Source organism: Bacillus sp. PS196 (assembly GCF_037963555.1).
Taxonomy (GTDB): Bacteria; Bacillota; Bacilli; order Bacillales; family Bacillaceae; genus Bacillus; species Bacillus subtilis.
Window position 1 is genome coordinate 3608026 of record NZ_CP150159.1, and the last position, 13404, is coordinate 3621429.

The following is a 13404-nucleotide window of genomic DNA, read 5'->3' on the forward strand; positions in this document are numbered from 1 at the left end:
GCTATGAGGAAATCAGAGCATAAACTGACATTTATGCAGACGCTCATTATGATCAGCAGCACATTGATTGGTGCCGGGGTGCTGACCCTTCCCCGCTCAGCCGCCGAAACCGGCAGTCCGAGCGGATGGCTAATGATACTGCTCCAGGGCGTTATTTTTATTATCATCGTTCTGCTTTTTTTGCCTTTTCTTCAAAAAAACAGCGGAAAAACTCTTTTTAAGCTCAACAGCATTGTAGCTGGAAAATTCATCGGCTTTCTATTGAATTTATATATCTGTCTATATTTCATTGGGATTGTTTGCTTTCAAGCTCGGATTTTGGGAGAGGTTGTCGGATTCTTTTTGTTGAAAAATACGCCAATGGCAGTTGTGGTGTTTATATTTCTTGCAGTTGCCATCTATCATGTAGGCGGAGGCGTTTATTCAATTGCAAAAGTATACGCTTATATTTTTCCTATAACCCTTATTATTTTTATGATGCTTCTGATGTTCAGCTTTCGCTTGTTCCAGCTTGATTTTATCCGGCCGGTATTTGAAGGAGGCTATCAAAGCTTTTTCTCTTTATTCCCAAAAACATTATTATATTTCTCCGGATTTGAAATCATTTTTTACCTGGTCCCCTTTATGAGAGATCCAAAGCAAGTGAAAAAGGCTGTTGCTCTGGGCATCGCGACTTCCACATTGTTCTACAGCATTACTTTGCTCATTGTGATTGGCTGTATGACTGTGGCTGAGGCAAAAACGGTGACATGGCCGACCATTTCCCTTATTCACGCATTAGAGGTTCCGGGTATTTTTATTGAACGATTTGATTTGTTCTTACAGCTGACCTGGACAGCCCAGCAATTTGCCTGTATGCTCGGATCCTTTAAAGGCGCCCATATCGGGTTAACGGAAATCTTTCATCTAAAAAATAAAAACAATGCATGGCTGCTGACTGCAATGCTGGCTGCGACGTTTTTCATAACGATGTATCCCAAGGACTTGAATGACGTGTTTTATTACGGGACGCTTCTTGGATATGCTTTCTTAATTGTGATTACAATTCCATTCTTCGTCTGGTTTTTAAGCTGGATACAGAAAAAAATAGGGAGGGGGCAGCTGCAATGAAAACAGCATCAAAATTCTCCGTCATGTTTTTTATGCTGCTGGCCCTCTGCGGCTGCTGGGATGTCAAAGATATCGAGCAACTATCCTTCGCCAGAGGGCTGGCGATCGATGAGACAAATGATCACCAGTACAAACTGACGTATCAAAACCTTCTTCCCCAAAGCGAAGACAGCCAAGCATCCGGAAAACCCGAATTTGTTAATGTAACGTCCCACGGGAAAACGATTCTGGAAGCAGTCAGTGATGTATCCATCAAGGACCCTCCTGTTTATAGCGATCATTTAAAAGTGATCCTTCTGGGAGAAAAACTGATGAGGAATCAAAATGTAGACCAAGTCCTCAACCACTTTATCCGGGATGATGAGCTGCGGCGAAGCAGCTATTTGATGGCAGCCAGAGGGAATGCAGCTGATGTTTTCACAAAAGGAAACCCCAATCAGCAGCAGCCGATGCCCTCCGAAAAACTGATTGATTTGACAACTCACAGCGGATATAACGGTAAGATTATGATACCGCTGCGCATCGGAAGAGCTTCTGTCTACTCTCAGAACGGGTACAGTTATCTTATTCAAGCCGTGAAAAACGAAAAGGGAAAAGCCAAGTATGACGGAGCAGGCATTATCAAAAGGGGCAGCAATAAACTCGTTGGGTTTCTTTCAGCTGATGAAACCCAAACACTGTCATGGGTCATGGGGACGATCCAAGGCGGTGTCATGCCGACGACAGATAAAGGACATCCGATTACGTTTGAAATCAAAAAGTCGAAAACCAAAATTAAGCCTATCATTGAAAACGGAAAGCCTGTCTTTCATATTTCTGTTAAAACGAAGGGCATCCTGACAGAAGACCAAAACCCGAATGAAAACTCCTTTAGCAAAAGTTATTTGCACAGGCTGGAAAACATTTTTGAAAAAAAGCTTGAACGAGATGTAAAGCAGGTGATGGATAAACTGCAGCACGAGTATAAAACCGATCCGGTCTTTTTATCAGACCACATAAGGATTCAACACCCTGACTACTGGAATAAAGTAAAAGGGCATTGGGATGAAATATTTTCTGAGGCTGATTTTAAGTACGATATTTCTTTTAAAATCATTAACTTTGGCACGGTGGGAAAGTAAGCAATCAAAAGGGTGCGCATGATCGCGCACCCTTTTTTATGTTCCGACAGTCTGCTGTTTTCCGGCCGCTCCTCCCTGTCCGTTTTTGTCCCGTAAATCCTGCTCAATTTCTTCAAGGCTTTTTCCCTTTGTCTCTGTCACTTTAAATCGGACAAATAAGAACGCCATGATACCGATCGCGGCATAAATCAGGAATAAATAACTGATTCCGATCGCTTCCATTAATATTGGATAGGTTAATGAAACAATCAGTGTCCCAACGTGCAACATTAAGGTCGAAACACCGGTCCCGATTCCTCTGACGTGAAGCGGGAACAATTCAGGAAGCATCACCCACACAACCGGTCCCCAGCTGACCGCAAAGACAACGATAAACACGCCTAAACAAATGACGGTCGTCCATGAGGCAGCCGGAGTGTTATCGAAAAAGAGATTTACTAAAGCGAGAACGATCAAGCTGATCACCATGCCCGCATTCCCGAATAGCAGTAACGGCTTTCTTCCAATCTTGTCGATAATTTTAATCGCTACTAATGTCATGAGAACATTGACTGTGCCGATTCCGACCGTGCCTAAAATCGAAGCGGAGTTTCCGAATCCGACGTTTGTAAAGGTCTTTGGCGCATAGTAGATGATCGTATTCGTTCCGATAAATTGCTGCAAAAAAGCGAGTCCCAAACCTGCAATAAGCGCTGGGCGCACCCATGGATCGAACAGCTCCTTCAGACCGCCTTCATCCTGCTTTTCCGCTTCTTTTATATCATGTATTTCCTGATCAATATCTTTTGTGCCACGCAATTTTTCAAGAATTTTCTTCGCTTTGCTTTCTTCGCCATTCGTGAACAGCCAGCGCGGGCTCTCCGGCATAAACAAAATGCCAATAAGCAAGAGCAATGACGGCACAGCAGCCAATCCAAGCATCCAGCGCCACGCTTCGGCATCGGCAAATATGTAATTGACAATGTAAGAAAGAAGGATGCCGACCGTGATCATCAGCTGATTCAGTGATGACAGCGCCCCGCGTTTATGTTTTGGCGCCAGTTCAGATAAATAAAGGGGCACGATTGTCGTCGATGTTCCGACTGCAAGTCCCAAAATGATGCGAAACAGCACCATGACTCCTGTATTTGGGGCCAGTGCCACACCAAGACCGCCTATACAAAACAGCAGCGCGGCTGCCATAATTGCTTTTTTTCTTCCGAAACGGTCAGTCAGCTTGCCGGCCGCTCCTGAGCCCAATATCGCCCCAACCAGCAAGGAGCTGACAACAAGACCTTCTGTAAACGCGTTTAAGCCTAACTCCTTTTTCATAAATAAAATAGCTCCGGAAATCACTCCGGTATCATAGCCATATAACGCGCCTCCAAGAGCTCCGAAAAAATAAAGCCATATATTTGACTGCTTTTTCATAAAGATGACTCCCTTTCTCCATCAGCTGCAATGACATTGTCTGTGGGATTTTTTTAGAAATCTTTTAGCCTCTTTTTCCGGCCATTAAACCTTTTTATTTTGCTGATCATAAGTTTTCCAATCATTTACTTGTATTTTTTTCAATGTCGCCGAAACATTTTACCTGCTGCGGCGTCCAATATAAGGTGATTCATTACATCATCGTTATCAATTTTCAAAAACAAGAACTTATAAATATAGGAATATTTATCGAAAAATGTCTTTCGAGTAGTTGCCCCATGGCAAATAGAATGGTACGCTTCAAATATTAAAGAAACGTGAGGTATTGATATATGGAAGAACGATCACAGCGCAGAAAGAAAAAAAGAAAACTAAAAAAATGGGTGAAAGTTGTTGCCGGATTAATGGCTTTTTTAATCATTGCGGCAGGCTCTGTCGGCGCCTATGCTTTTGTAAAGCTGAACAATGCTTCTAAGGAAGCTCACGTCAGCCTTGCACGCGGAGAACAATCTGTAAAACGGATCAAAGAATTTGATCCTGGAAAAGATTCTTTTTCTGTATTGCTCTTAGGAATTGATGCCAGGGAGAAAAACGGCGAGACCGTCGATCAGGCAAGAAGTGACGCGAATGTGCTGGTTACATTTAATCGGAAAGAAAAAACAGCTAAAATGCTGAGCATTCCGCGTGACGCCTATGTAAACATCCCAGGCCACGGGTATGATAAATTCACACATGCTCACGCTTACGGCGGCGTTGACTTGACTGTGAAAACAGTTGAAGAAATGCTGGATATTCCCGTCGATTATGTCGTAGAAAGCAATTTCACGGCTTTTGAAGACGTCGTAAACGAGTTAAATGGCGTCAAAGTAACTGTAAAAAGCGATAAAGTCATTCAGCAAATCAAAAAAGATACAAAAGGTAAAGTCGTTCTTCAAAAAGGAACACATACGCTTGATGGGGAAGAAGCGCTCGCTTACGTAAGAACACGTAAAGCGGACAGTGACCTTTTACGCGGGCAAAGACAAATGGAAGTGCTGAGCGCCATTATAGATAAATCAAAATCATTGAGCTCAATTCCGGCTTATGATGATATTGTGGATACGATGGGGCAAAATTTAAAAATGAACTTATCTCTTAAAGATGCCATCGGCCTGTTCCCGTTCATCACTTCATTGAAATCAGTTGAGTCTATTCAGCTGACGGGTTATGATTATGAACCTGCCGGAGTCTATTATTTCAAATTGAATCAGCAAAAGCTGCAGGAAGTTAAAAAAGAGCTGCAAAACGATTTAGGTGTATAATGAACGGGATGGCGATTACGCCATCCCGTTTTACATATTTCCTTGTTGAAAATTATCAAAGTAACGTTTAGCCTTAATTTATATGGATTATGTTTCACAGGCAAGCTGAACATACTACACGAAGCAGCTTCATTTTTAAGGAGGTTCCCCTACATATGAAATGTATTGCGATTGATCTAGACGGAACATTACTGAATAAAGAAAGCGTCATTTCTGCGGAAAACAGAGAGGCGATCAAGCGGGCCGTTGATGCCGGCATCCTCGTCACCATTTGCACGGGAAGAGCGACATTTGATGTAAAAGCGCTGCTGGATGACTTGGACATCCCTATCATTGCAGCTAATGGCGGCACGATCCATGACACGGGTTACCGTTTGATCAGCCGGACATTAATGGATCAGGAAGCCGGTAAAGCGATTGCTGATTACTTACTTTCAAAAAACATTTACTTTGAGGTATATACAGATGACCATCTGCTTTCTCCTTTTGACGGCGAAGCTAAGCTGCACGCGGAGCTTGACATTCTAAAGAGCGCAAACCCAAACGAGCAGACGGATGACTTGTGGCAAGGAGCCATGACTCAATTCAAACAGTTTGGCATTAAACCAATCCCTCATATCGAATCGGTTTTTGACGGCGGTGAAAACATTTATAAGCTTCTTTGCTTCTCCTTTGATATGGACAAGCTGAAACAAGCGAAGGAAGAACTGAAGCATCATAAAAAACTGGCGCAAACCTCTTCAGGAAAACATATTATCGAAATCCTGCCGGCCTCGTCAGGAAAAGGACGCGCGTTAACAAAGCTCGCTGACATATACGGAATTGAAACACAGGATATCTATGCGATCGGCGATAGTCCAAACGATTTGTCCATGTTTGAAGTCGCCGGGCACCGTATCGCCATGGAAAATGCGATTGATGAATTAAAAGAAAAAAGCACCTTTGTCACAAAAAGCAATGATGAAAATGGTGTGGCCTACTTTATAGACCAGCTTCTTTCAGGACAATATACATAAAGAAAAGACTCCAGAGATTGGAGTCTTTTTCTTTTATTGCACCCGTATACTTCCTGCGTATTTATCCTTCCAATATGTGCTCGTGTTCATATTGGTGACGGTCACGCCGTTTGATAATGTGACATGAACAACTTGTCCGTTTCCGATATAGATGGAGGGATTTAAGCTTGTTGATTGAAAGAACACAATGTCTCCCGGCTTCAGGTCCGCCTTCTCAATCTTAGTTCCGGCATTGTACTGGCTTGTTGCGTATCGAGGCAGTGAAATACCAGCTGCTTTCTGGTAGACATATTGGACAAATCCAGCTGTATCAAATCCTGTCTCAGGTGTTACTCCGCCCTGTTTGTAAGGCACTTCTCCGACATAAAGCGTCGCTTCGGAAACAATCGGATTTTCTTTCGGGATTGTCAGGTTGTCAAATCGGCGAATACCCGTCATCTTCGATTTCCAGTAATCCTCTGACAAATAGGAAATGGTTACTTTTTCTGACCGGCTTGCCTGAATGAACCTGCCTGCGCCTGCATAAATGCCTGCATGTGAAATTCCCGTTTTATACGTATTGCTGAAATAGACGACATCACCAGGCTTTATGTTCTGAGGGGCTACCTTCTCGCCCACTGCCCACTGCTGTTCGGCTGATCGCGGCAGATAAATGCCAAGTGCCTGTTGAAACACATATTGCACAAGCCCCGAGCAATCAAAGCCCTCTGACGGCGTGCTTCCGCCAAACACATATGGGACACCGATATATTTTTCGGCCTCCTGAACGACAGGAACATCAGCCGTTGCCGGATCGGCAGCGATTCGTCTCGCCCCGATATAAGTTCCGCTCCAATAGCTGCTTTGTTTGTAATTGGTGATGATAACCCCTTTTGACTGTGTACTGTGAACCATTTGGCCGTCTCCGATATAAAGGGCGTCATGTGTCGGAACAGTGCCGGTGCTTCCCTCTTTCTTGAAAAACAAAATATCACCCGGCTTCAGGTTTTCCGGCTTTACAGCTGTTCCGATTTTATACTGGTCGTTTACAGATCTCGGCAGATGAATATCAGCCTTACTGAACACATATTGTATCAATCCTGATGGATCGAAACCCTCTTTCGGCGTTTCCCCGCCATATTTATACTGATATCCAAGCAGGTTTTTTGCTTCGCTGACAATCAATTCTGATGATGTATCAGCTTCCGCAATCTCCGCTTTTGTCATAATTGGAACCAAAAAACAAATGATAACCGCCACAAGCAAAAACTTCTTCCAGTTTGCCAGTGTGTTCACTTTTATTATCTCCTCCTCTTTTTGCAGTTTTAACATCGGTATTTTTTTGAATATGTTAAGAGACTTTTTAATATTTTTACAGAATGAATATGCTGGGCAAATAAAAAGAGAGTGTCTCATCAGACACTCTCTTTTTTGAATTATTTATTGGCGTTTACCGGTTCTTCCTGCTGCTGGATTTTATTCATTTCCATATCAATCTTCTGTTTTTCCTGATCTGTCAGCTGATCATTGAATTTAAAAGCTGACATAAACATGAACACGATAGCTACGGCAACAAACGGCCAGAAGGCTTTGACAAATTTCATCTTTATCACTCCGTTTATTTAGATTTTAGTTTGTCACTATGATCAATATCAAACGTCAGTTTTCCGTCTTCTACTTTCCAAGCGAAATTAGAGTCTTTCGTCAGTTCGCGAATAATGGTTTTCTGTTTAAGGCTGTCTTTTTTCACAGGCGCAGGTGTCGCTTCATGGATATCGATCGGTGTCACTTCAAAGCGTCCTGTTCCATTTTTCTTCAGGTGATACTGAACCAGTGCACTGTCTCTTGTTCTCGTCCAGCCTTGGTCAAAGACAAAGTTGCCGAGGCTGTAGAAAATGACGGTTCCGTTATATACTTCAATCGGTTCTAAGACGTGCGGGTGATGGCCGACGATGATGTCAGCTCCCGCATCAGACATGGCTCTTGCAAGCTGGCGCTGGCGGTCGTTTGGATCATTGTCATACTCTTGGCCCCAGTGTGACTGTACAACAACGATGTCCGCATGTTTTTTCGCTTCTGAAATCATAGGGATGAAGATTTCAGGATCTGCGGGCAGCACGCCCGGCGTATTCTTTTTAGCCGCGAAACCTTTCCCGGACACATCGGTAAAGCCAAGCGTCGCAATCGTTACCCCGTTGACTTTCTGGTACGAAATTTTCTTTTTCGCATCACTTAAGCTGTATCCCGCTCCAACGATATCAAGATTTTGCTTCGCAAATTCTCCAAGCGTATCTTTCATGCCCTGAACGCCGTAATCCATTGCGTGGTTGTTGGCGCTGTTGAGAACTGTGAAATTCATGTCCTTCAAGACTTTTACTGATTCCTTATTCGTCTGCAGATGAATCTCTTTATCTGCTTGTTTATAATTCTTTTGATAGGTTACCGGGTTTTCAAAGTTTCCTGCTACATAATCCGAGGCTCTAAAGATCGGTTCAACATATTGAAAAATACTGTCTGCCCCTTTTTGCTCCGTTACTTTTTCAACATAGCGTCCCATCATAATATCGCCTACAAATGAGGCTGAGAGTACGTCATCAGAATACGTTTTGACCTTCGGCGTTTCCGCTTTTCCCGCCCACATGAAAGCGAACATAAGGACAAAAACGATCGGAATGGCAATAAATACGTGCTTATTGGTTTTCTTTTTTTGCTGTTTTGTCAGCTTTAGCAGCTTTTCATGAAAGCTCAGTTCTTTTTTCATCGTTTGACACACCTTACATTAAATTAAGTAGTAAACAAACATGATAGCAAAGGTCGCTCCGCTCAATAGCAGCGTGCTTCCGAACGTAATGGTTAAACCTTGTTTCTGAATGGTATTGGCAATTAAACCTGGCACGATGATGCCGATTCCTCGAAATTCTGCGATTTCAAATGGTACAATCGGGTATAGAAAATCAAACGCGATTTTTAGGACGATCCCTGTTATCAGCATGGCAGCGAATTTTCTGCGTCCGTACAAAATCATAAATTTGGATAAACCGTATTTCACAATAACATAAGTGAGCAAGCTCACTAGCAAAACAAGTAAAATAAAGACCGGCTGATTAAACACAAGTCCTAAATATCCCGGTACAACAAGTCCTGCCGGCACGATCCCTGTTTTTTCCGCAAAAATTAAACTGAGTAGTACACCTAAAATTAGTGCGATGTATAAATCTGATCCGAACATGTTTGCATTTCCCCCTAGCTTACGAGCTGCTTAACCTTGTATTCGTGGATTTTTTCAATTAAAGGCTCTGCGGCACCATGAATATTGCCGACGCCATATATGACACGGTTGTGCATTCTTTTCTTTAACAACTCCATAATTTCATCTGTTGACTTATACTCTAGATCATGCAGTTTGTCTGCAGGAATTTTGCCTTCTTCGTAGGCTTTTACGATCGGTTCTGTTGTTTCACCGATTAAGATCAGTTCACTTGCTTCAATATAAGGCAATACGTCATTTGCGAATTGCTGTGTCCGATCGACACGGTCTGCGCGGCAGTTCATGATGATGATCGGATCATCGGTCGGGTAACCGATTTCTTTTACACGTTTCCATATATTCAAAGTAGAAGAAGCGTCGTTTGCGGCAAACCCATTAACAAAGTGCCCAGGCTCGCTCGGACTGATCAGCGGAAGAATTCTCATTGCTCCCGGATCTGGCGGCGCATTCAGCATTCCCTTAAATGCTGTTTCTTCGTCAATGCCGAGTGCTTGAGCCACACCCAGCGCCAGAGAAGCGTTATCAGGGAATACCATGTATTCAAATTTACGTAAATACTCATCTGTAATTTTTGAGTTATCAGCAATGATGACTTTTGTGTTTCGTTCTTTTGCTTTTTGTTTAAAGAACTCGGTATATTCACTATCTGTAATGACAAGATGGCCATTATAAGGAATTGTAGCGGTAAACGCTTCTGCAATTTCATCAAGCGTCGGCCCCATGACATCCATATGGTCTTCTAAAACATTCACAATGACGCCGATATTGGCCTGCAGAAGTTCTTCCTGAAAGATGATTTGATAATCTGGGTTAACAGCCATGCATTCACTGACAATCGCGTTAGCCCCTCTTTCTACTGTTTCTCTCATGACTTCTTTTTGCTCTCCGATATTCGGCCCCTGAGGTTTCCGTTTAATCGGCTTTTCCTCCGGTGTGTCCCAGTAAATCATTCTTGCATCTGTTCCTGTTGTTTTTCCAACAGTCTTGTAACCGGCTTCTATTAATATTCCGGTTGTCAGCCTTGTCACAGTCGATTTTCCGCGGATGCCGTTAATATTCACCCGAACAGGGAGGGCATCAATGTTTTTCTGATGTCGTCGTTTTTCTAATATTCCGATGACCAGTATGACAGCACAGGCTATAATGAGTAACCACATTGCTTTTCGACATCTCCTTCTATATTGTTGTAAATTCATTCATCAGTATATAGAATCACTATGAATTCTCAATCGGCATTATGTAACATAATCTTCCCTAATCGACTAAGCCAAACTTCTCTTTTGAAAGAGATTTTATACCTACAAACTGTTTTCTATTTTTGGAAAACAGCAGGACTTATACCTTATCACTTTTTTAAAAAATCGAAGAGAATGCGCTTTCATTTCTCCCCTGATATCCTTCTGGACGTATAGTCACACCTTGCTGTTTGTGTTTAATATGCATTTCAAATCAATCTTTTTTTCAGCCTGTGTTATCAAGCATCTCCTGCGATCATGCGTGTTTCCGGTTCTTATGAACACAAAATAGTTTTATCCTGTTTCTTAAGGACAAGGTCATAATGTCATCCTTTCTGCATGGAATAAGCAATATGAGGCCCATTCCAAAATGACTAAGGAGGTTCGAGATGAAAACGCTAAACATATGAGTCCGAATTCTCTAACATAATTAAACATTTTCTGGGATGATAGTCTTTTCTGTTTCTCACCATTTACAGGTCTAAACGCATGACTTTGAAACAATTTTAATAAAACTTAATATTTGTTCAAGAAATCTTCATCCATATTTGTGAAGACTTTGTCAAAAAAAGAGTGAAAACCTTAAATTTTTCAATTATATATACAATTTACAATTAGATTTCTTTTGATATTTTTATTGCTAACTTCGGATTGTTCATGATAATCTATCTATGTAAACGGTTACATAAACAAGGAGGAGCTGTTTTGGCTACAATTAAAGATGTCGCCGGAGCGGCGGGCGTTTCAGTTGCGACGGTTTCCCGCGTCCTGAATGATAACGGCTATGTACACGAAGAAACGCGAACGCGTGTCATAGCGGCGATGGCGAAGCTGAACTATTACCCGAATGAAGTCGCCAGATCTCTTTATAAAAGAGAATCCCGACTGATCGGACTTTTGCTCCCGGATATCACAAACCCTTTCTTCCCTCAGCTTGCCCGCGGTGCGGAGGATGAATTGAACCGGGAAGGCTATCGCCTTATTTTCGGCAACAGTGACGAGGAATTGAAAAAAGAACTTGAATACCTTCAAACCTTTAAGCAAAATCATGTCGCAGGCATTATTGCCGCAACGAATTACCCGGATCTCGAGGAATACAGCGGCATGAATTATCCAGTTGTTTTTCTGGACAGAACACTTGAAGGGGCTCCTTCTGTGTCCAGTGACGGCTATACAGGAGGAAAGTTAGCCGCCCAGGCTATCATTCACGGAAAAAGCCAGCGCATTACGCTCTTGAGAGGACCCGCTCACCTGCCGACCGCTCAAGACCGCTTTAACGGCGCTTTGGAAATCTTAAAGCAGGCTGAAGTTGATTTTCAGGTCATTGAGACGGCTTCATTTTCAATTAAAGATGCACAATCAATGGCGAAGGAGCTGTTTGCCGCTTATCCAGCGACAGATGGTGTGATCGCGAGTAATGATATTCAAGCCGCTGCCGTTTTACATGAAGCATTGCGGCGCGGAAAAAACGTACCGGAGGACATTCAAATTATCGGCTATGATGACATTCCGCAAAGCGGACTTCTGTTCCCGCCACTTTCTACAATTAAACAGCCCGCATATGATATGGGGAGAGAAGCTGCCAAACTGCTTTTGGGTATCATCAAAAAACAGCCTCTGGCAGAAACGGCAATTCAAATGCCTGTCACCTATATAGGAAGAAAGACGACAAGAAAGGAAGATTAAGATGCGTAATATTTGTGTGATTGGTAGCTGTTCTATGGATTTAGTGGTCACCTCGGACAAACGCCCAAAAGCCGGTGAAACGGTTCTTGGCACGTCATTTCAGACTGTGCCGGGCGGCAAAGGAGCAAATCAGGCCGTTGCCGCAGCCAGACTTGGGGCTCAAGTGTTTATGGTCGGCAAGGTCGGAGACGATCATTATGGAACAGCTATTTTGAATAATCTCAAAGCTAACGGCGTTTGCACTAACTATATGGAACCGGTTACACATACAGAAAGCGGAACCGCTCATATTGTGCTTGCTGAAGGCGACAACAGCATTGTCGTTGTCAAAGGCGCGAACGATGACATCACCCCAGCGTATGCGTTAAACGCGCTCGAACAGATTGAAAAGGTCGATATGGTGCTGATTCAGCAGGAAATCCCAGAAGAAACGGTTGATGAGGTGTGCAAATACTGCCATTCTCACGATATTCCGATCATGCTAAACCCGGCACCGGCCCGCCCGCTCAAGCAGGAAACAATTGATCACGCCACCTATCTGACGCCGAATGAACACGAGGCTTCGATTTTATTCCCTGAGCTTACCATTTCTGAAGCTTTGGCGCTTTATCCGGCAAAGCTCTTTATTACGGAAGGAAAACAAGGCGTCCGCTATTCGGCTGGCAGCAAAGAAGTGCTCATCCCGTCCTTCCCTGTAGAGCCCGTTGATACAACCGGAGCCGGTGATACGTTTAACGCAGCCTTTGCCGTGGCCCTGGCTGAGGGAAAAGATATTGAAGCCGCATTGCGGTTTGCCAATCGTGCCGCTTCCCTTTCTGTCTGTTCCTTCGGGGCCCAAGGCGGAATGCCGACAAGAAATGAAGTAGAGGAGCTGCTGTCATGAAAAAACACGGTATACTGAACAGCCATCTTGCCAAGATTTTAGCAGACCTTGGCCACACTGATAAAATTGTCATCGCGGATGCCGGACTGCCGGTTCCCGACGGCGTTTTGAAAATTGATCTTTCACTGAAGCCGGGCCTTCCGGCTTTCCAAGATACAGCGGCAGTACTGGCTGAGGAAATGGCGGTCGAAAAAGTCATTGCTGCAGCTGACATAAAAGCATCCAATCAGGAGAATGCGAAATTTCTAGAAAATCTTTTCTCTGAACAAGAGATTGAATACCTTTCTCACGAGGAGTTTAAGCTGCTGACAAAAGAAGCAAAGGCAGTCATAAGAACAGGAGAATTCACACCATATGCCAACTGCATTCTGCAGGCGGGTGTGCTTTTCTAGAAA

General features: G+C 43.3%; 13 protein-coding genes. 7 read left to right on the forward strand and 6 right to left on the reverse strand.

The annotated features are described in order from the left end of the window. The first annotated feature begins 3 nt into the window (after positions 1–3). The gene (gerBB, locus tag NST79_RS18680; protein ID WP_003244581.1) at positions 4–1110 is read left to right on the forward strand and encodes a spore germination protein GerBB; all 1107 of its coding nucleotides are present in this window, start codon (positions 4–6) and stop codon (positions 1108–1110) included. Next, positions 1107–2231 carry a Ger(x)C family spore germination protein gene (gene gerBC / locus NST79_RS18685; protein ID WP_212060644.1) on the forward strand — a complete coding sequence of 375 codons (1125 nt, stop codon included), beginning with the start codon at positions 1107–1109 and terminating at the stop codon, positions 2229–2231. Before gerBB ends, gerBC begins: the two co-directional genes overlap by 4 nt. A gap of 36 nt (positions 2232–2267) precedes the next feature. On the opposite strand, the gene NST79_RS18690 is transcribed toward gerBC, so the two are convergent. Continuing rightward, positions 2268–3641, reverse strand: a complete 1374-nt coding sequence (locus NST79_RS18690) for a sugar porter family MFS transporter (protein WP_029318758.1) — start codon at positions 3639–3641, stop codon at positions 2268–2270. Between the two features lie 332 nt (positions 3642–3973). On the opposite strand from NST79_RS18690, the gene tagT reads away from it, so the two are divergent. Next, positions 3974–4942, forward strand: coding sequence for a polyisoprenyl-teichoic acid--peptidoglycan teichoic acid transferase TagT (gene tagT, locus NST79_RS18695; protein ID WP_032722634.1), 969 nt, complete (start codon positions 3974–3976; stop codon positions 4940–4942). A gap of 155 nt (positions 4943–5097) precedes the next feature. Next, the gene (ywtE, locus tag NST79_RS18700; RefSeq protein WP_212060642.1) at positions 5098–5958 is read left to right on the forward strand and encodes a Cof-type HAD-IIB family hydrolase; all 861 of its coding nucleotides are present in this window, start codon (positions 5098–5100) and stop codon (positions 5956–5958) included. Positions 5959–5991: 33 nt separating this feature from the next. On the opposite strand, the gene pgdS is transcribed toward ywtE, so the two are convergent. From pgdS to pgsB, 5 genes are all read right to left on the reverse strand, one after another. Then, a complete protein-coding gene (gene pgdS / locus NST79_RS18705; protein ID WP_212060640.1) occupies positions 5992–7233 on the reverse strand; it encodes a gamma-DL-glutamyl hydrolase in 1242 nt (413 codons plus the stop codon). A gap of 140 nt (positions 7234–7373) precedes the next feature. Beyond that, positions 7374–7541 carry an extrachromosomal elements maintenance protein EdmS gene (edmS, locus tag NST79_RS18710; protein ID WP_212060634.1) on the reverse strand — a complete coding sequence of 56 codons (168 nt, stop codon included), beginning with the start codon at positions 7539–7541 and terminating at the stop codon, positions 7374–7376. A 14-nt stretch (positions 7542–7555) separates the two neighbouring features. Then, the gene (pgsA, locus tag NST79_RS18715; RefSeq protein WP_003243306.1) at positions 7556–8698 is read right to left on the reverse strand and encodes a capsular polyglutamate synthetase PgsA; all 1143 of its coding nucleotides are present in this window, start codon (positions 8696–8698) and stop codon (positions 7556–7558) included. An 18-nt stretch (positions 8699–8716) separates the two neighbouring features. Beyond that, a complete protein-coding gene (gene pgsC, locus NST79_RS18720; protein ID WP_003227889.1) occupies positions 8717–9166 on the reverse strand; it encodes a poly-gamma-glutamate biosynthesis protein PgsC in 450 nt (149 codons plus the stop codon). 14 nt (positions 9167–9180) lie between these two features. Next, positions 9181–10362 carry a poly-gamma-glutamate synthase PgsB gene (pgsB, locus tag NST79_RS18725; RefSeq protein ID WP_003227883.1) on the reverse strand — a complete coding sequence of 394 codons (1182 nt, stop codon included), beginning with the start codon at positions 10360–10362 and terminating at the stop codon, positions 9181–9183. A 783-nt stretch (positions 10363–11145) separates the two neighbouring features. Between pgsB and NST79_RS18730 the strand changes: the two genes are divergently transcribed. From NST79_RS18730 to rbsD, 3 genes are read left to right on the forward strand one after another with little or no spacing between them, the layout of a single operon-like run. Then, the gene (locus NST79_RS18730) at positions 11146–12126 is read left to right on the forward strand and encodes a LacI family DNA-binding transcriptional regulator (RefSeq protein ID WP_015714821.1); all 981 of its coding nucleotides are present in this window, start codon (positions 11146–11148) and stop codon (positions 12124–12126) included. A gap of 1 nt (position 12127) precedes the next feature. After that, positions 12128–13009 (forward strand): ribokinase, encoded by an 882-nt coding sequence (gene rbsK, locus NST79_RS18735; protein ID WP_029318754.1) that lies wholly within the window; start codon positions 12128–12130, stop codon positions 13007–13009. Beyond that, positions 13006–13401, forward strand: coding sequence for a D-ribose pyranase (rbsD, locus tag NST79_RS18740; RefSeq protein ID WP_029318753.1), 396 nt, complete (start codon positions 13006–13008; stop codon positions 13399–13401). Before rbsK ends, rbsD begins: the two co-directional genes overlap by 4 nt. The last annotated feature ends 3 nt before the right edge of the window (positions 13402–13404 follow it).

Excerpts from the sequence above, each read along its gene's own strand:
- pgsA (WP_003243306.1), bottom strand. The coding sequence starts at position 8,698 with ATGAAAAAAGAACTGAGCTTTCATGAAAAGCTGCTAAAGCTGACAAAA.
- pgsB (WP_003227883.1), bottom strand. The coding sequence starts at position 10,362 with ATGTGGTTACTCATTATAGCCTGTGCTGTCATACTGGTCATCGGAATA.
- gerBB (WP_003244581.1), top strand. The coding sequence starts at position 4 with ATGAGGAAATCAGAGCATAAACTGACATTTATGCAGACGCTCATTATG.
- rbsD (WP_029318753.1), top strand. The coding sequence starts at position 13,006 with ATGAAAAAACACGGTATACTGAACAGCCATCTTGCCAAGATTTTAGCA.
- pgsC (WP_003227889.1), bottom strand. The coding sequence starts at position 9,166 with ATGTTCGGATCAGATTTATACATCGCACTAATTTTAGGTGTACTACTC.
- gerBC (WP_212060644.1), top strand. The coding sequence starts at position 1,107 with ATGAAAACAGCATCAAAATTCTCCGTCATGTTTTTTATGCTGCTGGCC.
- rbsK (WP_029318754.1), top strand. The coding sequence starts at position 12,128 with ATGCGTAATATTTGTGTGATTGGTAGCTGTTCTATGGATTTAGTGGTC.
- NST79_RS18690 (WP_029318758.1), bottom strand. The coding sequence starts at position 3,641 with ATGAAAAAGCAGTCAAATATATGGCTTTATTTTTTCGGAGCTCTTGGA.
- ywtE (WP_212060642.1), top strand. The coding sequence starts at position 5,098 with ATGAAATGTATTGCGATTGATCTAGACGGAACATTACTGAATAAAGAA.
- edmS (WP_212060634.1), bottom strand. The coding sequence starts at position 7,541 with ATGAAATTTGTCAAAGCCTTCTGGCCGTTTGTTGCCGTAGCTATCGTG.
- tagT (WP_032722634.1), top strand. The coding sequence starts at position 3,974 with ATGGAAGAACGATCACAGCGCAGAAAGAAAAAAAGAAAACTAAAAAAA.